The 18,320-nt window shown below is 61.9% G+C and carries 17 protein-coding genes and 9 tRNA genes; 6 read left to right on the top strand and 20 right to left on the bottom strand.

All coding sequences use genetic code 11. The features are described from left to right. Positions 1-78: 78 nt before the first annotated feature. The 5 genes from AACQ95_RS10065 to pnuC form a co-directional block, all read right to left on the bottom strand. Positions 79-459 (bottom strand): DUF1622 domain-containing protein, encoded by a 381-nt coding sequence (locus AACQ95_RS10065; protein ID WP_241278492.1) that lies wholly within the window; start codon positions 457-459, stop codon positions 79-81. A gap of 78 nt (positions 460-537) precedes the next feature. Then, positions 538-855, bottom strand: a complete 318-nt coding sequence (yqfB, locus tag AACQ95_RS10060) for a N(4)-acetylcytidine aminohydrolase (protein ID WP_241278491.1) — start codon at positions 853-855, stop codon at positions 538-540. Positions 856-889: 34 nt separating this feature from the next. Continuing rightward, positions 890-1,561 (bottom strand): Crp/Fnr family transcriptional regulator, encoded by a 672-nt coding sequence (locus AACQ95_RS10055; protein WP_241278490.1) that lies wholly within the window; start codon positions 1,559-1,561, stop codon positions 890-892. A gap of 161 nt (positions 1,562-1,722) precedes the next feature. Beyond that, entirely contained in the window at positions 1,723-2,448 is a 726-nt protein-coding gene (locus tag AACQ95_RS10050; protein ID WP_241278489.1) for a nucleoside phosphorylase, read from the bottom strand. Continuing rightward, positions 2,445-3,167 carry a nicotinamide riboside transporter PnuC gene (gene pnuC / locus AACQ95_RS10045; RefSeq protein WP_241278488.1) on the bottom strand — a complete coding sequence of 241 codons (723 nt, stop codon included), beginning with the start codon at positions 3,165-3,167 and terminating at the stop codon, positions 2,445-2,447. The genes AACQ95_RS10050 and pnuC overlap by 4 nt, the downstream gene beginning before the upstream one ends. Before the next feature lie 295 nt (positions 3,168-3,462). Between pnuC and AACQ95_RS10040 the strand changes: the two genes are divergently transcribed. After that, positions 3,463-5,295, top strand: coding sequence for an SLC13 family permease (locus AACQ95_RS10040; RefSeq protein WP_098983016.1), 1,833 nt, complete (start codon positions 3,463-3,465; stop codon positions 5,293-5,295). 185 nt (positions 5,296-5,480) lie between these two features. Here AACQ95_RS10040 and AACQ95_RS10035 read toward each other — a convergent pair. The 15 genes from AACQ95_RS10035 to lolB all read right to left on the bottom strand — a co-directional run bounded on the left by AACQ95_RS10035 (position 5,481) and on the right by lolB (position 13,635). Then, a tRNA-Leu gene (locus AACQ95_RS10035) sits at positions 5,481-5,564 on the bottom strand. Between the two features lie 8 nt (positions 5,565-5,572). Further along, positions 5,573-5,649, bottom strand: a tRNA-Met gene (locus AACQ95_RS10030). Between the two features lie 36 nt (positions 5,650-5,685). Further along, positions 5,686-5,760, bottom strand: a tRNA-Gln gene (locus AACQ95_RS10025). A 17-nt stretch (positions 5,761-5,777) separates the two neighbouring features. Beyond that, positions 5,778-5,854: transfer RNA gene (locus tag AACQ95_RS10020), tRNA-Met, on the bottom strand. 38 nt (positions 5,855-5,892) lie between these two features. Then, a tRNA-Gln gene (locus AACQ95_RS10015) sits at positions 5,893-5,967 on the bottom strand. Positions 5,968-6,113: 146 nt separating this feature from the next. Continuing rightward, positions 6,114-6,188 (bottom strand) — tRNA-Gln (locus AACQ95_RS10010). 47 nt (positions 6,189-6,235) lie between these two features. Further along, a tRNA-Gln gene (locus tag AACQ95_RS10005) sits at positions 6,236-6,310 on the bottom strand. Between the two features lie 13 nt (positions 6,311-6,323). Next, positions 6,324-6,400: transfer RNA gene (locus AACQ95_RS10000), tRNA-Met, on the bottom strand. Between the two features lie 235 nt (positions 6,401-6,635). Next, positions 6,636-7,727, bottom strand: a complete 1,092-nt coding sequence (gene ychF / locus AACQ95_RS09995; protein WP_098983018.1) for a redox-regulated ATPase YchF — start codon at positions 7,725-7,727, stop codon at positions 6,636-6,638. A 232-nt stretch (positions 7,728-7,959) separates the two neighbouring features. Next, the gene (gene pth, locus AACQ95_RS09990; RefSeq protein WP_042065624.1) at positions 7,960-8,556 is read right to left on the bottom strand and encodes an aminoacyl-tRNA hydrolase; all 597 of its coding nucleotides are present in this window, start codon (positions 8,554-8,556) and stop codon (positions 7,960-7,962) included. Positions 8,557-8,753: 197 nt separating this feature from the next. Further along, on the bottom strand, positions 8,754-10,742 hold the full coding sequence (locus tag AACQ95_RS09985) for a bifunctional metallophosphatase/5'-nucleotidase (protein WP_241278487.1): 1,989 nt from the start codon (positions 10,740-10,742) through the stop codon (positions 8,754-8,756). A 99-nt stretch (positions 10,743-10,841) separates the two neighbouring features. Further along, positions 10,842-11,789 carry a ribose-phosphate pyrophosphokinase gene (locus AACQ95_RS09980; protein ID WP_033131039.1) on the bottom strand — a complete coding sequence of 316 codons (948 nt, stop codon included), beginning with the start codon at positions 11,787-11,789 and terminating at the stop codon, positions 10,842-10,844. A gap of 311 nt (positions 11,790-12,100) precedes the next feature. Further along, positions 12,101-12,175, bottom strand: a tRNA-Gln gene (locus AACQ95_RS09975). Beyond that, the gene (gene ispE / locus AACQ95_RS09970; RefSeq protein WP_241278668.1) at positions 12,155-13,024 is read right to left on the bottom strand and encodes a 4-(cytidine 5'-diphospho)-2-C-methyl-D-erythritol kinase; all 870 of its coding nucleotides are present in this window, start codon (positions 13,022-13,024) and stop codon (positions 12,155-12,157) included. Before ispE ends, AACQ95_RS09975 begins: the two co-directional genes overlap by 21 nt. A 26-nt stretch (positions 13,025-13,050) precedes the next feature. Next, positions 13,051-13,635, bottom strand: a complete 585-nt coding sequence (gene lolB, locus AACQ95_RS09965; protein ID WP_241278486.1) for a lipoprotein insertase outer membrane protein LolB — start codon at positions 13,633-13,635, stop codon at positions 13,051-13,053. A 121-nt stretch (positions 13,636-13,756) separates the two neighbouring features. Here lolB and hemA point away from each other — a divergent pair, with 121 nt between their 5' ends. From hemA to AACQ95_RS09940, 5 genes are read left to right on the top strand one after another with little or no spacing between them, the layout of a single operon-like run. Then, positions 13,757-15,013, top strand: a complete 1,257-nt coding sequence (hemA, locus tag AACQ95_RS09960; RefSeq protein ID WP_043135619.1) for a glutamyl-tRNA reductase — start codon at positions 13,757-13,759, stop codon at positions 15,011-15,013. Between the two features lie 53 nt (positions 15,014-15,066). Continuing rightward, positions 15,067-16,155, top strand: a complete 1,089-nt coding sequence (gene prfA / locus AACQ95_RS09955) for a peptide chain release factor 1 (protein ID WP_005317010.1) — start codon at positions 15,067-15,069, stop codon at positions 16,153-16,155. A 49-nt stretch (positions 16,156-16,204) separates the two neighbouring features. After that, entirely contained in the window at positions 16,205-17,059 is an 855-nt protein-coding gene (gene prmC / locus AACQ95_RS09950; RefSeq protein ID WP_043135779.1) for a peptide chain release factor N(5)-glutamine methyltransferase, read from the top strand. A 43-nt stretch (positions 17,060-17,102) separates the two neighbouring features. Then, positions 17,103-17,486 (top strand): SirB2 family protein, encoded by a 384-nt coding sequence (locus AACQ95_RS09945; RefSeq protein ID WP_241278485.1) that lies wholly within the window; start codon positions 17,103-17,105, stop codon positions 17,484-17,486. Positions 17,487-17,497: 11 nt separating this feature from the next. Next, positions 17,498-18,298: a SirB1 family protein gene (locus AACQ95_RS09940; protein ID WP_103471016.1), complete on the top strand. Its 801-nt coding sequence runs from the start codon at positions 17,498-17,500 to the stop codon at positions 18,296-18,298. The last annotated feature ends 22 nt before the right edge of the window (positions 18,299-18,320 follow it).

Below are 18,320 nucleotides of genomic sequence, written 5' to 3'. Positions count from 1 at the left end.
TGAGGGAAGGGTCACAATACCGCCATCCTGTGCCGGGGCAGGGATGGCGGCGCCTTGGCGCAAGCTGCTTCTGGCGTGTTATTGGGCGGCCCTGGCCGGTTCGCCGTGCTGCTCCTGCTGGCGCTCAGCCTGCGCCTCCAGCTCCTTGCCGAGGAAATAGTTCAGGAAGGTGCGGATCACCGCGATGATGGCGAGGCGGATCAGCTCCTCCTTGCTCGGCGCGACTGTGGTGGCCAGTATGTCGGCGGCGAGCTGGAATTCCAGCGCCAGAATGAGCCAGCTGCCAAAACAGAGGCGGATACGGGGGAAACCGGGGGCGTGATCCCGGACTCGTGCCGCCAGCCAGAGCGTCTTGCCAAGCCCTATCACCACGCAGGCGATGGAGATGATCTCCAGCAGCAGCTGAAACAGCTCGACCCCGTGCATCATGCCCTCTTTCAGGCTCGCTATCTCAAACACGTTCGGCTTCTCCGCGATTCAAAAGGAACACTATTAACATATTGCTCGGCCAGGGCCAAATCCGGTTCGGGTCATCAATCAGGCAATCAATTTGAATTCAATCACATAGAGTGGCGGCAGTTTGGGGTAAATGTCCCGGATGACGGCTTTGAGCTCGGCCAGCGTCATGTTCTCCTGGCGGGCGTGTTCGTCGTTCAGTTCATCGAAGGCCACTGCGTTGACGGAGAGTACCTCTATGGCGCCGAACGGCTGCTGCTCGGGATTGGTGAAGAGTGAGAGCCGCTGGCCGGGTTGCCATTGGGCTTCGCTTTCGTCGCGTATGGTGATGGTCTTGCGGCCGGCCTGAATATCGGCCACGAAGCGGCTGAAGAAGGTGAACTCGGGATAGGTAGACATGGATGCTCCGGTAGGGGTTAAGAGTGAATCGAGATTAAAGGTCGAGATAGGCGCGCAGCCTGGCCAGATCGGCGATGGTGGGGCCGTCAGCGCCCTCGGACACTATCCCCTGTCCGACCAGCTCCTTGAGGGCGCGGCGGTAGACGCGCTCCGTGGTGCCAAAGCGCGCCGCCTCGTGGGAGCGCTTGCGTGAGCCCAGCATGGGGGTACGCTGGCGCTCGCGCCACAATTCAAAGGCGATGTTGTAGGCGATGGGGTGCAACAGGCGGCTGGTGGTGATGTCCAAGGTGTCCAGATAGTCGCTGGCCAGCGCCGAGGCGAAGAACAGGGTCAGCTCGGGTTCGGCCAGCAGCCGCTGGGCCAGCTTGTGCGCACAGATGACGCTGGCATCCAGCTCTGTCTCGGCCACCACGCTCCACTGCACCGGGGTGGCGCTGAAGAACTCCATCTCGCCGAAGATCTGGCGCTGGCACGCTATTTCCCCGAGCTGAAACAGGCGCCCCGAGTGCACGGCACTGTTGAGGGAGACCCGCCCCGTTTCCACCAGATAGAGGCATTCGCTCTGTTCCCCCTGGCGCATGATGGGCTCGCCCGGCAGGTAGCGGCGCAAAAACAGGGTGCAGTCTGCCAGCGCCGCGGCAAAGCGGGGTTCAAGTTGCTCAAGTTCGGCGTGAAAGCGACCGAGGGGATAGGGTTGTTGCTGCATGAGAAACCCGCGCGGGGAAACGAGGGCCATGAGGCTAGCAAGAGCGGGGGCCGGATGCCAGCGCCCGAGCCATCGAATGTGCCGGGCTTAACGTTTTGGCAGGGGCCGGCGGCGATGCCGGCCCCTGGGCTGATCAGATCCGGGTCTGGGGTGTGGCTGGTTTATTGCGCCAGCGCATGGAGCGCGGCGGCGATGGCCAGCCGCTCGCCGGCCATCATGGCCGCCTCTGCGCTGGCGTAGTCGCTTACCCCCTGCTGCACGTCCTGCTCGAAGGCCACCACGTTGCAGAGCACGGCGGCCACCCGCACCTTGCGCAGCCGACCGACGGTGAGCAGGGAGGCCGTCTCCATGTCCGCCCCCAGCAGGCCGCGTTCGTGCCAGTAGCGGCACACCGCCTGCTCGTCATCCCGGTAGAAGCTGTCGTGGGAGCGCACCAGACCGTGCCAGTGAGGCTGGCCGCTGGCGGCGATATGATCGAGCAGGGCGGCCTGCAGCCGAATGTCGGCGCAGGCGGGGTACTCAGGGGGCAGATAGGCCAGCGAGGCGCCATCGTGGCGCACGGCCCCCTCCACCACTATGAGATCACCCAGCGCCATCTCATGCTGCAGGGCGCCGGCGGAGCCGACCCTGACCAGCGCCCGGGCGCCCGCCTGCACCAGCTCCTCCAGCGCTATGACGGCGGAGGCGCCGCCGATGCCTGTGCTGCATACCGTGACGGGCAGCCCCTGATGATGGCCGTTGATCAGGCGAAACTCCCGGTTCTGGCCGAGCGACTCGCACCCTTGCAGCTGACTGGCGATGCGATCGACCCGGGCCGGATCGCCGCACAGCACCACCCGTTCGGCGATCTGGTCCGGGCGGCATTGCAGATGGGGCAGCAGGCTCATGCGATCACTTCCTGCTGCGGGCGTTTGGCGGCCAGTATCCAGAGGCGGGTGCCGTTGGCGGCGATGAACAGCAGGATCAGGTACTCCAGCGACATGGCGTAGACGCCCTGGGCGGCATAGACGCCGATGCTGATGATGTTGATGACCACCCAGAGGATCCAGTTCTCCACGTATTTGCGGGTCATCAGGATCTGGGCCACCACAGAGAGTACCGTCATGCTGGCATCCCAGAACGGGAAGGCGTCGGGGGAGGGCTCAGGGGTAGCCAGACCGGCCCCGAACAGGTTGAGCAGGGCGACCGAGGTGCGGGCCAGGGTGGCGAACACGGGGTCGATAAACAGGGTCAGCAGGGCGATGGCCAGCACGCTCAGGGCGGCGGTCATCATCAGCTTGGACTTGCTCAGCCAGCGGATCTGCAAGCTGTCACCCTGCTCGTTGGCGGGGCGGGTCCAGGCGTACCAGCCGTAGACGTTGGCGCAGAAGAAGAACAGCTGCAGCATCAGCAGGCCGTAGAGCTGGATCTGGAAGAAGATGATGGCAAACAGGCTGACGTTGATGAGGCCGAACAGGTAGTTGATGGTCTTCTCCTGGCTGGCGAACCAGATGCAGGCCAGGCCGAACAGGGTGCCGATGGCTTCAATCCACGACATGGCGTAACCGCCGCCCAGCGGTATGGTCACCAGGGTGTGATTGATGCTGAACCACTCGAATATGCTCATTTTCGTTTCCTTTGAAAATTTGGAAGAAGGGGGTTATCGGAACAGGCCTATTCTAGGGGCTGCGCGGGGGCCAACGCAGGACTTTTGTCCGAGCCGGCCTGAGCCACATCAAAGAATGGATAAAGGGTGGCGGCAAAGGTTCGCCATTTTTGCGGACCGCAGGGAGCCCCGATATGCGATGATGGCCCTTGCCCTTTATTGATATGTAACAAACCGGGGCAGAACAAGCTGTGGTCTGATGGAGTCCGCCATTTCACCCATTGTGCAGTGGCGGACATGAACGAAAGGAGCAAGTGTGAATTCCGAACTGATCTGGGTCCTCTGCATGCTGGTGGGCGCCATCTATCTGTTTATTACCAACAAGGTACGCATGGACGTAGTCGCCTTGTTGATCATCATATTGTTTGTGCTGAGCGGCACCCTGACCCTGCCGGAGGCGCTGGCGGGGTTCAGCGATCCCAACGTCATTCTGATCGCCGCCCTGTTCGTGGTGGGGGAGGGGCTGGTGCGCACCGGCATCGCCTATCAGGTGGGGGACATGCTGGTGAAGGTGGCGGGCAGCAGCGAGATCCGCATGCTGGTGCTGCTGATGGTGGCTGTCTCCCTACTGGGGGCCGTGATGAGCAGCACAGGGGTGGTGGCCATCTTCATCCCCGTGGTGCTGAGCGTGGCGAACCGCATGGGGATCCCGGCTGGCCGTCTGATGATGCCGCTCGGCTTTGCCGGTCTCATCAGCGGCATGATGACGCTGGTGGCGACCCCGCCCAACATGGTGGTCAACAGTGAGCTGATGCGCCACGGCATCCATGGTTTCGGCTTCTTCGGCTTCACCCCCATGGGGCTGATTATCCTGGTGATGGGCATCCTCTACATGCTGCTGATGCGGGGCTCCCTGGTGCGTGAAGGGGAGGAGGGCAAAGGCAAGCAGGCGGGGCGCAGCACAATGCGCGATCTCATTCGCGATTACCGGCTGGCCGGGCGTGCCCGCCGGCTGGCGATCCGGCCCGACTCCCCCCTGATAGGCCAGACCCTGGACGAGTTGCAATTGCGGGCCCGTTATGGCGCCAACGTCATCGGGGTGGAGCGCTGGCGCAAGTTTCGGCGGGTGATGGTGACCGTCTCCGGCGTCACCGAGTTCCAGGCCAAGGACGTGCTGCTGATCGACATGTCCGACCCCGAGGTGGATGTGCGAGAGTTCTGCAGCGAGGCGCGGCTCGAGCCCATGATATTGCGCGGGGAGTACTTCTCCGATCAGGCGCGGGAGGTGGGCATGGCCGAGGTGTCGCTCATCCCCGAATCCCGTCTGCTCGGCAAGAGCATTCGCGAGGTGGCCTTTCGCTCCCACTACGGTCTGAGCGTGGTGGGGATCCGCCGCAACGGCGAGGCACTGACCGGCAAGCTGGTGGATGATCCCTTGCAGATGGGCGACTCCCTGCTGGTGGTGGGCAACTGGAGCCTGATCCGCCTGTTGCAGACCCACAGCCGCGACTTCCTGCTGCTGGGCCTGCCCGCCGAGGTGGACGAGATGGCACCGGCCCGCAGCCAGGCCATCCACGCCCTTATCTGTCTCGGGGTCATGGTGGTGCTGATGGTGACGGATCCCGTGCCCAACGTCATCGCGGCGCTGGTGGCCTGCCTGCTGATGGGCAAGTTCCGCTGTATCGACATGGAGAGTGCCTACAAGTCCATCCACTGGCCCACCCTGATCCTGATCGTTGGCATGCTGCCCTTCGCGCTGGCGCTGCAGAAGACCGGCGGGGTGGACCTGATTGTCGGCGGTCTGATCGCGGCCGTCGGTGAGATGGGCCCTCGCGTGATGCTGGCCAGCCTGTTCGCCCTGTGCGCCCTGATCGGACTCTTCATCTCCAATACCGCGACGGCGGTACTGATGGCGCCCATTGCGCTGGGAACGGCCCAGCAGATGGGGATCTCCCCCTATCCCTTTGCCATGACCATCGCCATCGCGGCCTCGGCGGCCTTCATGACGCCGGTCTCGTCGCCGGTCAATACCCTGGTGCTCGGGCCCGGCAACTACAAGTTCGTGGATTTCGTACGCATCGGCGTGCCCTTTACCCTGCTGGTGATGGTGGTGAGCGTGATCGCCATCCCCTGGTTCTTCCCGTTCTGACCGGGTTGATTCAGGGAAAAGAGAGACAAGCGGCCTGCGGGCCGCTTTTTTGTCGCTCCGCATGAGCTCGGGTGGCGGCAGAGCGAGAGGGGAGCGAGGCAGAGATTGGATGGCAAGGGGGATTGAGGGTGAAAGACGGGCACAAAAAAACCAGCCTGAGCTGGTCTGTTTGGTACTGCTATTAATGGTGCGGAAGGAGAGACTCGAACTCTCACGCCTAGGGCGCCAGAACCTAAATCTGGTGCGTCTACCAATTTCGCCACTTCCGCAATATTAATGGTGGCTATGACGGGATTCGAACCTGTGACCCTCGCATTATGAGTGCGATGCTCTAACCAACTGAGCTACATAGCCGTCTTGTCACCAATGTCATTGCTGACAAGTCAAAAATGGCTGGGGTACTAGGATTCGAACCTAGGGATGGCGAGATCAAAACCCGCTGCCTTACCGCTTGGCGATACCCCAACTGAACAACTGCAAAATGGTGGCTATGACGGGATTCGAACCTGTGACCCTCGCATTATGAGTGCGATGCTCTAACCAACTGAGCTACATAGCCATCTGTCATCAACCACGAGGTGGAAGAGAACGAGATAATGGCTGGGGTACTAGGATTCGAACCTAGGGATGGCGAGATCAAAACCCGCTGCCTTACCGCTTGGCGATACCCCAACAGTGCTCTTCAACAGCCATGTGACTGGTCAAAGAACTTTTAAAAAAGGCTGTGGCACTAGGATACGAACCTAGGAACGTTGACGAGATCAAAACCTCTTACGTTCACCACAGCTATCACCGACGAGGTCGATGAAAGGCAATAATGGCTGGGGTACTAGGATTCGAACCTAGGGATGGCGAGATCAAAACCCGCTGCCTTACCGCTTGGCGATACCCCAACAGCGCTCCTCGACAGTCATGTGACTGGTCAAAGAACTTTTAAAAATGGCTGGGGTACTAGGATTCGAACCTAGGGATGGCGAGATCAAAACCCGCTGCCTTACCGCTTGGCGATACCCCAACTGAACAATTAATGGTGGCTATGACGGGATTCGAACCTGTGACCCTCGCATTATGAGTGCGATGCTCTAACCAACTGAGCTACATAGCCAACCGTGCTTCCAGTGAGTCGTTGCCTCGTCACTGTGCGGGCCGAATTATGCGTATCTGGCTCTGGGGCGTCAACCCTTTTTTTGCCAGAAAAACCGAATTTGGGTGCGTTTGGCGAGTTATTGGTCGCTGTCGTGCAAAAGCCCAACAATCTGGTTTTTTTTACGACATTTGCCGGAAGATACGGCGTTATGCCAGATAAAAGAGAGGCCAGCAAATGCTGGCCTCTCATGGGATTAGACGTTGAACAGGAAGTTCATGATATCGCCATCTTTGACGATGTAGTCTTTCCCTTCGGCGCGCATCTTGCCTGCTTCCTTGGCACCTTGCTCACCCTTGTAGGTGATAAAGTCTTCGAAGGCGATGGTTTGGGCGCGAATAAAGCCTTTTTCAAAGTCGGTGTGGATCTTGCCCGCCGCTTGCGGAGCTGTGGCGCCGACCGGAATGGTCCAGGCACGCACTTCCTTCACGCCGGCGGTGAAATAGGTCTGCAGCTTGAGCAGCTCGTAACCTGAGCGGATCACCCGGTTCAGGCCTGGCTCTTCGATGCCAAGATCTGCCATGAACTCGGCGCGATCGTCGTCGTCCAGCTCGGCGATGTCAGATTCGATGGCGCAGCAGACCACCACCACAACCGCGTTCTCGGTAGCGGCGATTTCACGCACCTTGTCGAGGAAGGGGTTGTTCTCGAAACCGTCTTCCGCCACGTTGGCGATGTACATGGTGGGCTTCAAGGTCAGGAAGTTGAGGTGGCTCACGGCGGCCAGCTCATCCTTGTCCAGCTTCATGCCACGGATCATCTGGCCGTTTTCCAGGGCGACCCGGATCTTCTCCAGGGTTTCCACTTCCAGCTTGGCATCCTTGTCGCCGCCCTTGGCGCGCTTGGACTGGCGGTGAATGGCGCGCTCGCAGGCGTCCAGATCCGACAGGGCCAGTTCGGTGTTGATCACCTCGATGTCGTCGGCCGGAGAGACCTTGCCGGCAACGTGAATGATGTTCTCGTCCTCGAAGCAGCGCACCACGTGGCCTATGGCTTCGGTTTCACGGATGTTGGCCAGGAACTGGTTGCCCAGACCTTCGCCCTTGGAGGCACCGGCAACCAGACCGGCGATGTCCACGAATTCCATGGTGGTCGGCACGACACGCTGGGGATTGATGATGGCCGCCAGCTGGTCGAGACGCGGATCCGGCATGGGAACCACACCCGTGTTCGGCTCAATGGTGCAGAACGGGAAGTTGGCGGCTTCGATGCCGGCCTTGGTCAGCGCATTGAACAGGGTGGATTTACCTACATTGGGCAGGCCCACGATACCGCATTTAAAACCCATGGATTGTTACCTTATTGATGGATGCTGTTGAGGGCCGCTTAACCTGTTCACGCTCTTACTGCGAGGCCGTGATCAAGGCTCATGTGCTGCTCGGAATCCTCACGTATGCCTATACGCTCCGGTTCCTGCGCTGCGCTTCACCTTGCTGACGACCTCTCGTCACAGTGCGTGGACAGGTTCTTGGGCGACCCTGTCATATTGTGCGAGCCTGACGCGTGTCAGGCATCTGTATTCAGACTTTTTCGGCCTTGAAGCTGTGCAAGCGATTCATGGCCTTGGTCATGTCTTGCTTGAACAGGATATCGGTGGCGCGCAGGGACTCATCCAATGCGGCCTCGATCAGGCTCTGTTCACTGCTTGGGGCCTTGGTCAGGACGAATCCGGCCACCAGCTCCTTGGCGCCGGGATGGCCTATCCCGAGGCGCAGCCGGAAGAAGTTATTGTTGTTGCCCATCCTGGCGATGATGTCTTTGAGGCCATTGTGACCACCGTGACCACCACCTTGCTTGAACTTGGCGATGCCGGGGGGCAGGTCCAGTTCATCGTGGGCCACCAGCATGGCTTCCGGTTCTATCTGGTAGAAACGGGCCAGCGCCGCCACGGCCTTGCCGGAGAGATTCATGTAGGTGTTCGGGATGAGCAGACGCACATCCTGACCTTCCACCTGAATGCGGGCCGTGTGGCCGAAGAACTTGGGCTCTTCGCGCAGGCTGACATTGTGCCAGCGAGCCAGCTGCTCCACATACCAGGCGCCCGCGTTATGGCGGGTCTTGGCGTATTCGGGGCCGGGATTGCCCAGTCCCACGATCAGTTTGATTTGGCTTGTCACGCTTGATGTCTTCACTCGCTGCTTGCAATGGGCAGACTGCCCAAGGCAATGGGACGCAATATTCTAGCCGCCGACTGGCGATCACTCAACCAAAGCTCGGCAACCGTGAGGGAATAACCGCTGATCGGGTTGCCAATGGCAGCAAAACGGGCCCCTTGTCGAGGCCCGTGCAGGTCGGTGTTGGCTGGGGTGGCGGCTTATTTGGCCCGCAGCAGCGTGACCGTCTCTTCGGTCAGGGCGGTCAGGGTCGGCCGCTGCTCTCGCACGTATTGCACGAAGGAGGCCGCATCCGTGCCGCAGTTGACGCCGCTGGCCTTGCAGTCGAGTTGCTGACCCGGCGCATAGCGGGCGCTCAGCTGATCGCCGCTCTGCTCCACCTTCTCGATGGGGAAGCCGGTCAGCTTGCCATCCACCCAGGCGAGATCCAGCCGCTCGGCCTGCTGGCGCTGGGCGCGGGCGAGCGCCTGCCAGCCGTCATTGCCATTGGCACTGTAGGCGTTCATCACCACCCGGTAGCGCTGGTCATCGACCAGATCCTGCCACTGCCCTTCGGCGCTCTGCCATTGCAGTCGGGTCAGCTCGCCACGCTTGCCCGGCACGGTTTCGGTGAAGGTGTAACGCAGGTGGCCGCCGTAGGGGAACTTGCCGGCGTGGGCGCTGGCAGGCAGGGTGGCCGTGATGGTCTCGGTCAGCAGGGCTCGTACCTCGGCACCGGTCAGGGTCAGCACGGAGAGCTGATTCTTGAACGGCAGCAGGGTGAGCGCCGCATCCCCTTCGCGCAACTCGCCGGCGGGCAGATCGGCGCGCACGCCGCCCACCGCCAGCAGGGCGAAGTGGACAGGGCCGCCGGTCAGGGCCTGCACCGCCGGGGTGTTGGCCCAGTAGTATTGGCCTTCGGCCACCAGGGGGGCGACGTCGGAGCCGTGGCTGTCGCTGCCGTTGTCGCCGGGGCGGCGGGCATTTTGCAGCGCCGCCGGCAGGGTGGCGATGACGGGCCCAAACGCCTGCTCCAGTGCCGGCTTGTAGTGGCTGTCGATGATGCCGCGCAGACGCGGGTCTTCATCCACAGTCACCAGGTTGGGCTGGGCATTGATGAACTTGCCCGCCTGCTTGCCGCGCGTCTCATCCAGCACCTGCTTGCGGGCCGGATCGGCGAAGAAGTCGCGGCTGGCCAGCAGCTGGTTCTGGCCCTTGCAGGCGATGACCCGGCCCTGGCCGTCGAAGCTGACCCGGGCCAGGCCGATGGCCTGGGCGTAGGAGCCCGCCTGCACCACGCAGGTCAGGCCGACCCCGTCCGGATTGGTGACCAGCTGGGCGTATTCGCCTGTCTTGCCCCAGCCGATGTTGCGAAAATCGCCGAGCAGGCTGTGGGAGTGGCCGCCGACGATGGCATCTATCCCGTTCACCTCGGCCGCCAGCGCGAGATCCCGCTGGTTGCCGATATGGGTCAGGGCGATGACGTGGTGGATCCCCTTCTGGCGCAGCAGATCCACGGTCGTCTGGGCCGAGGCGACCTCCTTACCAAAGCGCAGCTTGCCGACGTTGGGGGAGATGTTGGCCATGTCTTCCAGCACCAGCCCCATCACTGCGACCAGCTGCTTGCCCTGGGGCAGGTTGTTGAGATCGGTGACCGGGCTCTTCCGGTTGCCTTCGAAGGCATAGATCACGAACGGCTTGAGGTTGGTGGCGTGGCGCAGATCCGGGTCGTCACGGGTGTCCAGGTTGGCGGCCAGTACCGGGAAGTTGACCCCCTGGATGAAGCGGGCCAGCTTGTGGTTGTCGAGATCGAATTCGTGATTGCCCAGGGCCATGGCATCGAGCCCGAACTGGCTCAGCAGCTCGGCATTGGCCATTCCCTCGTTGAGCTTGAAGTAGCCGCTGCCCTGCCAGGCATCGCCACCGTGCAGCAGCAAGAGCGGCTGGTTCTTGGCAAGCGCCTCGGCCTGAAAGGATTTTGCCATGGTGAGCAGGCGCGGATAGCCGCCGAAGCGGGTGTAGAGGGTGTCGGCTTCCCCCTGCTTGCCAAAGATGGGCCCCTTCAGCTCGGCGTTGACCGGGTCAAACTGGGAGTGGGTGTCGTTCATGTGCGCCAGGGTCAGCACGAAGGGCTGGTTTTCTTTGCCGGGCTGACAGGCGGACAGGAAGCTGCAGAGGACGAGGAGCAGCAACGGGCGCAAGCGATTCATGGATCTATCCTTAACCTGCCGGGGCAGGGCAATACCGGGTGTAACTGGGCTAAAAAGACAAAAACCGCCAGCTGGCGGTTTTTGTCACAACGGCGTCTATCAATGCTCAAACATGGCAGAGATGGACTCTTCGTTGCTGATACGACGAATGGCTTCCGCCAACACGGTTGACAGGGTCAGCTGCTTGACCTTGTCGACCGCCTTCATCTCCGCGGTGAGCGGGATGGAGTCGGTGATGATCAGCTCGTCGATGACCGAGTTCTTGATGTTTTCCACGGCGGAACCGGAGAAGACCGGGTGAGTGGCGTAGGCGAATACACGCTTGGCGCCGCGCTCTTTCAGGGCTTCCGCGGCTTTGCACAGGGTGCCGCCGGTGTCGATCATGTCGTCGACGATAATGCAGTCGCGGCCGGCTACGTCACCGATCAGGTGCATGACCTGGGAGACGTTCGGGCGGGGACGACGCTTGTCGATGATGGCGATGTCGGTATCGTCCAGCAGCTTGGCGATGGCACGGGCACGTACCACGCCGCCGATGTCCGGCGACACAACCACGGGGGATTCGAGGTTCTTGGACTGCATGTCTTCCAGCAGCACAGGGCTGCCGAACACGTTGTCGACCGGGACATCGAAGAAGCCCTGGATCTGCTCGGCATGCAGGTCAACGGTCAGCACACGGTCCACACCCACGCTGGAGAGGAAGTCGGCGACAACCTTGGCGGTGATGGGTACACGGGCGGAGCGGACGCGGCGGTCCTGACGGGCATAACCAAAGTAGGGGATAACGGCAGTAATACGGCCAGCTGAAGCACGACGCAGAGCATCCACCATGACGATCAATTCCATCAAATTGTCGTTGGTCGGGGCACAGGTGGATTGAATGATGAAGATATCGCCACCGCGTACATTCTCATTGATCTGTACGCTGATCTCGCCGTCGCTAAAGCGACCTACGGCAGCATTGCCGAGTTTGATAAACAGGCGATCTGCGATCTTCTGGGCTAGTTCCGGCGTTGCGTTACCAGCAAACAGCTTCATGTCAGGCACGGTTTGAAACCTCGGGGTTGCATCCAGTATGTGGGGGAGTCTGATTCAGACCCGTATCGTTTTGGGGCAAACGATTTATCAAGTTGACGGGTCAGGCCACTATAGGCTGCTTTCAGGCTAGGTGCATATCGTTACATGTTTCAAATCGGATGGCTGTCGCGTTTGCAGGCAGCCGTCATCCAGGAGATCGATGACCTCTTTGCGAGTGACAAGGGGACGATAATGGTTGCAGACGGGCTTGACGAGATTGCGCTCTGTCAAGATCCTCTGCGGCCGGTTTACCGACACACCCGTGTCAATCACCAAGATAATGGCTGGGGTACTAGGATTCGAACCTAGGAATGGCGAGATCAAAACCCGCTGCCTTACCGCTTGGCGATACCCCAATCACTGATTTGTTGCAATGTCACGAACAGTGGTGATATGTTCTCGCCCTTGGCGACAAACCCATCCCATCTCTTCGGCACTTTTGCCAACACTTCCCGAGCAGCCTCTTCGTCTTCAAATTGAGCAAAGACGCAGGCTCCTGTGCCCGTCATTCTTGACGGCGCGTATTCTAGCAACCAGCCGAGCGCATTGGCAACCTCGGGGTGGCGCTTTTTCACCAGCAATTCGCAATCGTTTTTCCACTCGCCTTCCAGCAGGTTGTGAAATGCCATTTTCGGAGTCGCTCTGGGCAGGTCCGGATCCTGGAAGACGGCGGCGGTGGTCACATGGCAATCGGGCTTGAGCACCAGATACCAGGCGCTTGGCAATTCGACCGGTTGCAATCGCTCGCCCACCCCTTCCGCAAAGGCGGCGCGGCCACGTACAAACACAGGCACGTCGGCCCCCAGCTGCACGCCAAGCTCCGCCAGCTCGTCATCACTCAAGCCGGCTTGCCAGAGATGGTTCAGGGCGACGAGCGTGGTGGCGGCATCCGAGGAGCCGCCACCTATGCCGCCGCCCATGGGCAATACCTTCTCCAGCCGGATGTGGGCCCCCTGCGGGCTTGGCAGCCTGGCCTGCAGTAGGCGGGCGGCGCGGATGATCAGGTTCTGCTCGTCGGGCACGCCGGGAATGGCCGGGCTTAACGTGAGCTTGTCGCTTCCTGGGATCACATCGAACTCGAGCCAGTCGCCGTGGTTGAGGAAGATGAACAGGGTCTGCAGCTCGTGGTAGCCGTCCGGGCGACGGCCGTTGACGTGCAAAAAGAGATTCAGTTTGGCCGGAGCCGGCCAGCGCATGGCGCTCATGGGGGAGTCCTTGTCGATGGCCGCCATCAGCGGGCGATGGTCCATTGGTTGATCTGCAACTTGAGGCGGCTGCCCTGGCCCGTCATGGTCAATTGGTGCGGCAGGCGGTAGCCGTCCTGATCCCGGTAGTCGCCGTAGACGATCTGCCACTGGCCGTCACGTACGCTGGCCAGGCTGCTGTCGGGATTGAGTTCGAACTCTGCCTTGCCCGGCAGCCCCTTGATCCACTCCGGCAGCCCCTGCACCGGGATATTCCAACCGGTGAGCTGGTAGACGAGCGCCTCGGCATCCTGGCTCTGGTGCGGCTTGCCCTCGTTGTCGATCAGGGTGATCTCGCCCTTGCTGCGGGAGAGCTCCAGTATGTGGGTGCCGACTATGCTGCTCAGGTTGAGGCGATAGTCGTCCCCATCCTGCTGCCAGTTGACCCGGGCGCTGCCCTTCTGCTGGGCCGTGATGATGGCCATCTTGCCCGACAGCTGCCAGTGGGTGAGCTGCTCAAGACGGGCCCGCTCCTGCTGCCAGTTGACCTGATCCCGCTGGGGTTGGGTGGTGGCACAACCGGCCAGCAACAGCAGGCAGGCGAAGGTGAAAATACGCAACAACAAGGTCATGCTCCAGATACGGGGATTTGCCACAGTATAAGGGGCGGCCGTATTGCTTTTAAAGCCTTACCCTTTCTCGTACAATTGACGGCCTTTACTCCCAGCGCACAGATACGATCACCACCCACTCATGAGTTTGCTTGCCCTCGGAATCAACCACAACACCGCCAGTGTCGCCTTGCGGGAGCGGGTCGCGTTCGGCCCGGACTGCATCGATCGCGCCCTGCGTGAGCTGGTCACCCAACCCGGCGTAAGCGAGGCGGTGATCGTCTCGACCTGCAACCGCACCGAGCTTTACTGCAGCCTGGCGCAGGGGCAGGGGGAGCAGGTACTGCACTGGCTGCAACGTTTCCATGCCCTGGACGCGGCCGAAGTGGTGTCCGCCATCTACCAGCACTGGGACGAAGAAGCGGTGCGTCACCTGATGCGGGTGGCCTGCGGCCTGGATTCCCTGGTACTGGGGGAGCCGCAGATCCTGGGGCAGATCAAGCAATCCTATGCCCATGCCCAGCAGTCCGAGGCGGTGAAGGGGTCGCTGGAGCGTCTGTTCCAGAAATCCTTCTCCGTGGCCAAGCGGGTGCGTACCGATACCGAGATTGGCGCCAGCGCCGTGTCGGTGGCCTTTGCCGCCGTCAGCCTGGGTCGACGTATCTTCTCCGATCTCTCCCAGACCAAGGTGCTGCTGGTCGGTGCCGGCGAAACCATAGAACTGGTGGCCCGTCATCTGCGCGAGCAGAACGTCACCCAGATGATGGTGGCGAACCGCACCCTGCAGCGGGCCCAGCTGCTGGCCGAGGAGTTCGGCGCCCGGGTGATGACTCTGGAAGAGATCCCCGATTATCTGCACGAGGCGGACATCGTCATCAGCTCGACCGCCAGCCCATTGCCCATCATCGGCAAGGGCATGGTGGAGCGCGCCCTCAAGGCCCGTCGCTTCAAGCCCATGTTCTTGGTGGATATCGCCGTGCCGCGGGATATCGAGGCCGAGGTGGACGAGCTCTCCGATGCCTACCTCTACACGGTGGACGACCTGCAGGGCATCATCGAGCAGAACCTGGAGACCCGCAAACGGGCCGCCGCCGAGGCGGAGCTCATAGTGCAGGAAGAGCGCGATGAGTTCATGGGCTGGTATCGCAGCCAGCATTCGGTGGACCTCATCCGCGATTATCGTCATCAGGCCCAGCAGGTGGCCGATGAGGAGTTGCAGCGTGCCTTGCTGGCCCTGCAACAGGGCGAGAATGCCGAGCAGGCCCTCAAGGCCATGGCGCACCGCCTCACCAACAAGTTGATCCACGCACCGACCCAGGCCCTGCGCCAGGCGGCGGCCCAGGGGGATCACCATCAGCTCTCCCGCCTGCGTCAGGTGCTGGGATTGTCACCAGAGTAATTGTTCGGGGTGGCCGGCTGGCGGCCCCTTCCTCCATCGAGAAAACAAGATTTATGAATCCGTCACTGATCAGAAAGCTGGAAGGCCTCATCGAGCGCCACGAAGAAGTACAGGCCATGCTCGGCGAGCCCGGGGTGGCCTCGGATCAGGATCGCTACCGCGCCCTGACCCGGGAATATGCCCAGCTGGAAGATATCGTTCACGCCTTCCAGCGCTTCCGCCAGGCCGAAGAGAACCTGGAGGCCACCAAGCTGATGCTGGAAGAGGATGACGCCGACCTGCGCGAGATGGCGCAGGAGGAGTTGCCGCTGGCCAAGAGCACGCTGGAGGAGCAGGAGCAGGCGCTGCAGGTGATGCTGCTGCCGCGCGACCCCAAGGATGACAACAACTGCTACCTCGAGATCCGGGCCGGTGCTGGCGGTGACGAGGCGGCCATCTTTGCCGGTGACCTGTTTCGCATGTATTCCCGTTACGCCGAGCGTCAGGGCTGGCGCATCTCCATCGTCAGCTGCAACGACGGCGAGCACGGCGGCTACAAGGAGGTGATCGCCAAGGTGGACGGCGAGCACGTCTACGGCCGCCTCAAGTTTGAATCTGGCGGTCACCGGGTGCAGCGGGTGCCCGAGACCGAATCTCAGGGCCGGGTGCACACCTCTGCCTGTACCGTCGCCGTGCTGCCGGAAGTGCCGGAAGCCGAGCAGATCGAGATCAATGCGAACGACCTGAAGATAGATACCTTCCGTGCCTCCGGGGCTGGTGGTCAGCACGTCAACAAGACGGATTCCGCCATCCGCATCACCCACCTGCCGACCGGCCTGGTGGTGGAGTGCCAGGATGAGCGATCCCAGCACAAGAACCGCGCCAAGGCGATGTCCGTGCTCTCCGCCCGCCTGCAGGCGGCCGAGGATGAGCGCCACCGCGCCGCCGAGCAGAGCACCCGTCGCAACCTGGTGGGGTCCGGCGATCGCTCCGAGCGTATCCGCACCTACAACTACCCGCAGGGGCGCCTCTCCGAGCACCGCATCAACCTCACCCTCTATCGCCTCGGCGAGATCATGGAGGGGGATCTGGACTGCATCATCAGCCCCATGATCCAGGAGTATCAGGCCGATCAGCTCGCCTCCCTGGCGGAAAACAGCTGATGCAGCCCGTTTGTGCAGATATCGCCGTCACGGCGGTGGCGTGCCGCTGATGCAGATCCAGCAGGCTCGCGCCCACATAATGGCGACTCTGGCCGGGGGCGAGTCTCCCCGCGCCGACGCCGACGTGCTGCTCTGCCATCTGCTCGGTTGCCGGCGCAGCTATCTGATGACCTGGCCGGAGCGTGAGCTTGACGCCGCCCAGCAGGCAAGGCTGCAAGACTGGCTGAGCCGTCGTCTCAACGGCGAGCCCATAGCCCACCTCATCGGCGAGCGGGAGTTCTGGTCGCTGCCGCTCAAGGTGAGCCCGGCCACCCTGATCCCGCGCCCCGACACCGAGGTACTGGTGGAGCAGGCGCTGGCGCGCTTGCCCCCAAGGCCAGCCGCGCTGGATCAGGCGCCTTGTACCTTGCTGGATCTCGGCACAGGCACAGGGGCCATCGCACTGGCGCTCAAGTCGGAGCGACCGGATGCCGATGTATGGGCGGTGGATAGGATGCCGGAGGCGGCCGCACTGGCGCGCGTCAACAGCGCCGCGCTGGGGTTGCCCATCACGGTGCGCGATGGCAGCTGGTTTGAACCGCTATCGGGCGCGCCGCGCTTTGCCATGATCGTCTCCAATCCGCCCTACATCGACGGCGCCGACCCCCATCTGGCTGAGGGAGATGTGCGTTTCGAACCGCGCTCCGCCCTGGTGGCCGATGAGCAGGGGTTGGCGGATATCCGGCTGATAGTGGCCGGTGCGCCGGCCCATCTGCTGCCCGGTGGCTGGCTCCTGCTGGAGCACGGCTGGCAACAGGGCGAGGCGGTGCGTCAACTCCTGCTGCAGCACGGCTACAGCCAGGTGGAAACCGTGCGCGATTACGGCGATAACGAGCGGGTGACCCTGGGGTGCCTGGCTCGGTGATGATGACGGGCGGGCCCGGCCTGCCTCTGTTCAAGGACATGTTATGTATGTTGCTCTCAAACATCTGCATCTGGTGCTGATCGTCTCGGCCGTGCTGATGTTTATGCTGCGTTTTTACTGGGTTCAGAAGGGGGCGGCCGGCGCCTATGGCAGCCGGGTCCTGCAACTGAGCGGCTGGTTGAATGGGCTGGTGGTGCTCTCCGGCGTGCTGCTGTGCATGGTGCTGGATCTCAATCCGCTCAACAACGCCGCCCCCTGGCTCAGCGAGAAGCTGACCGCCATCCTGGTGGTGGCCTTTTTGGCCATGATGGCGCTGCGGCTGGCCCGCAACAAGGGTATCCGCTGGTTTGCCTTCCTCGGCGCCCTGGGTTGGCTCTTCTTTATCGCCAAGCTTGCGCTGCAGAAGCAGGCCGGTCTGTTCGGTTAAGGATGATGACTATGATACGCGTAGACGAATGGACCGATTTCGAGGCCCACGACATCGCCGAGCTGGCGTTGTCGGTGAGCGACGAGATCCATGGTATCGGCGGCCGTGGCGATGCCGAGCTGGCCCGGCTCGATGCCTGGCTGGACGAGACGATCGACGAGGGTAACTGCGACGAGGTGCGTCGTCAGCTGCTGCAGGGCTTCTACCAGACCCTGGGTTTTCACGGTGACTGGCAGGATTATTTCTCCGCCGCCAATTGCGATCTGGCTCAGGTGCTCGCCCGCAAGCAGGGCATTCCGGTCAGCCTCGGCATCCTCATCATACAGCTTGGCCGCAAGCTCGGGCTGGATGTGGAGGGGATCTGCTTCCCCGGTCACTTCCTGGTTAGCTTCGCCGGCAGCGAAGGCGAGGTCTATGTGGACCCCTTCACCGGCGACGAGTTGAGTCTGCACCGCATCGAGCTGCTGCTGCGCGGCGCCCTTGGCAATCTGGCCACCCTGACCTCCGAACACCTGCAGCCCTCGGGCCAGTGGGAGATCATCGAGCGGCTGCTCAACGTCAGCAAGGGTGCCCTGCTGCGGGAAGATCGCATGACGGAAGCGCTGCGCTGCAGCGAACTGCTGCTGCGCATGAAGCCTGGCGATCCGCTGGAGACGCGGGATCGCGGTTTCATCTACGAGCAGCTCGACTGCCCGCGCTTCGCCGCCGACGATTTTGAATACTTTATTGAACAATGTCCGGACGATCCTGTGGCCGATGTGCTCAAGGTGCAACTGGCCGCGCTGGATCTGAGCCCCAAGCCCCTCCATTAAAGGGCCGGGAGCTGCAACGGAC

The sequence above is a fragment of the Aeromonas sp. MR19 genome (assembly GCF_963899305.1).
In the GTDB taxonomy this organism is placed as follows: domain Bacteria; phylum Pseudomonadota; class Gammaproteobacteria; order Enterobacterales; family Aeromonadaceae; genus Aeromonas; species Aeromonas bestiarum.
The sequence above is the reverse complement of the archived record's forward strand: the minus strand, read 5'-3'. Positions and strand labels throughout refer to the sequence as shown.

What these genes read in the sequence shown, in the direction of transcription:
- prmC (WP_043135779.1), top strand. Translation starts at nt 16,205, where the DNA reads ATGCAGATCCAGCAGGCTCGCGCCCACATAATGGCGACTCTGGCCGGG.
- ychF (WP_098983018.1), bottom strand. Translation starts at nt 7,727, where the DNA reads ATGGGTTTTAAATGCGGTATCGTGGGCCTGCCCAATGTAGGTAAATCC.
- AACQ95_RS09945 (WP_241278485.1), top strand. Translation starts at nt 17,103, where the DNA reads ATGTATGTTGCTCTCAAACATCTGCATCTGGTGCTGATCGTCTCGGCC.
- prfA (WP_005317010.1), top strand. Translation starts at nt 15,067, where the DNA reads ATGAATCCGTCACTGATCAGAAAGCTGGAAGGCCTCATCGAGCGCCAC.
- AACQ95_RS09985 (WP_241278487.1), bottom strand. Translation starts at nt 10,742, where the DNA reads ATGAATCGCTTGCGCCCGTTGCTGCTCCTCGTCCTCTGCAGCTTCCTG.
- ispE (WP_241278668.1), bottom strand. Translation starts at nt 13,024, where the DNA reads ATGAGCGCCATGCGCTGGCCGGCTCCGGCCAAACTGAATCTCTTTTTG.
- AACQ95_RS09940 (WP_103471016.1), top strand. Translation starts at nt 17,498, where the DNA reads ATGATACGCGTAGACGAATGGACCGATTTCGAGGCCCACGACATCGCC.
- AACQ95_RS10050 (WP_241278489.1), bottom strand. Translation starts at nt 2,448, where the DNA reads ATGAGCCTGCTGCCCCATCTGCAATGCCGCCCGGACCAGATCGCCGAA.
- lolB (WP_241278486.1), bottom strand. Translation starts at nt 13,635, where the DNA reads ATGACCTTGTTGTTGCGTATTTTCACCTTCGCCTGCCTGCTGTTGCTG.
- pnuC (WP_241278488.1), bottom strand. Translation starts at nt 3,167, where the DNA reads ATGAGCATATTCGAGTGGTTCAGCATCAATCACACCCTGGTGACCATA.
- yqfB (WP_241278491.1), bottom strand. Translation starts at nt 855, where the DNA reads ATGTCTACCTATCCCGAGTTCACCTTCTTCAGCCGCTTCGTGGCCGAT.
- AACQ95_RS10055 (WP_241278490.1), bottom strand. Translation starts at nt 1,561, where the DNA reads ATGCAGCAACAACCCTATCCCCTCGGTCGCTTTCACGCCGAACTTGAG.
- hemA (WP_043135619.1), top strand. Translation starts at nt 13,757, where the DNA reads ATGAGTTTGCTTGCCCTCGGAATCAACCACAACACCGCCAGTGTCGCC.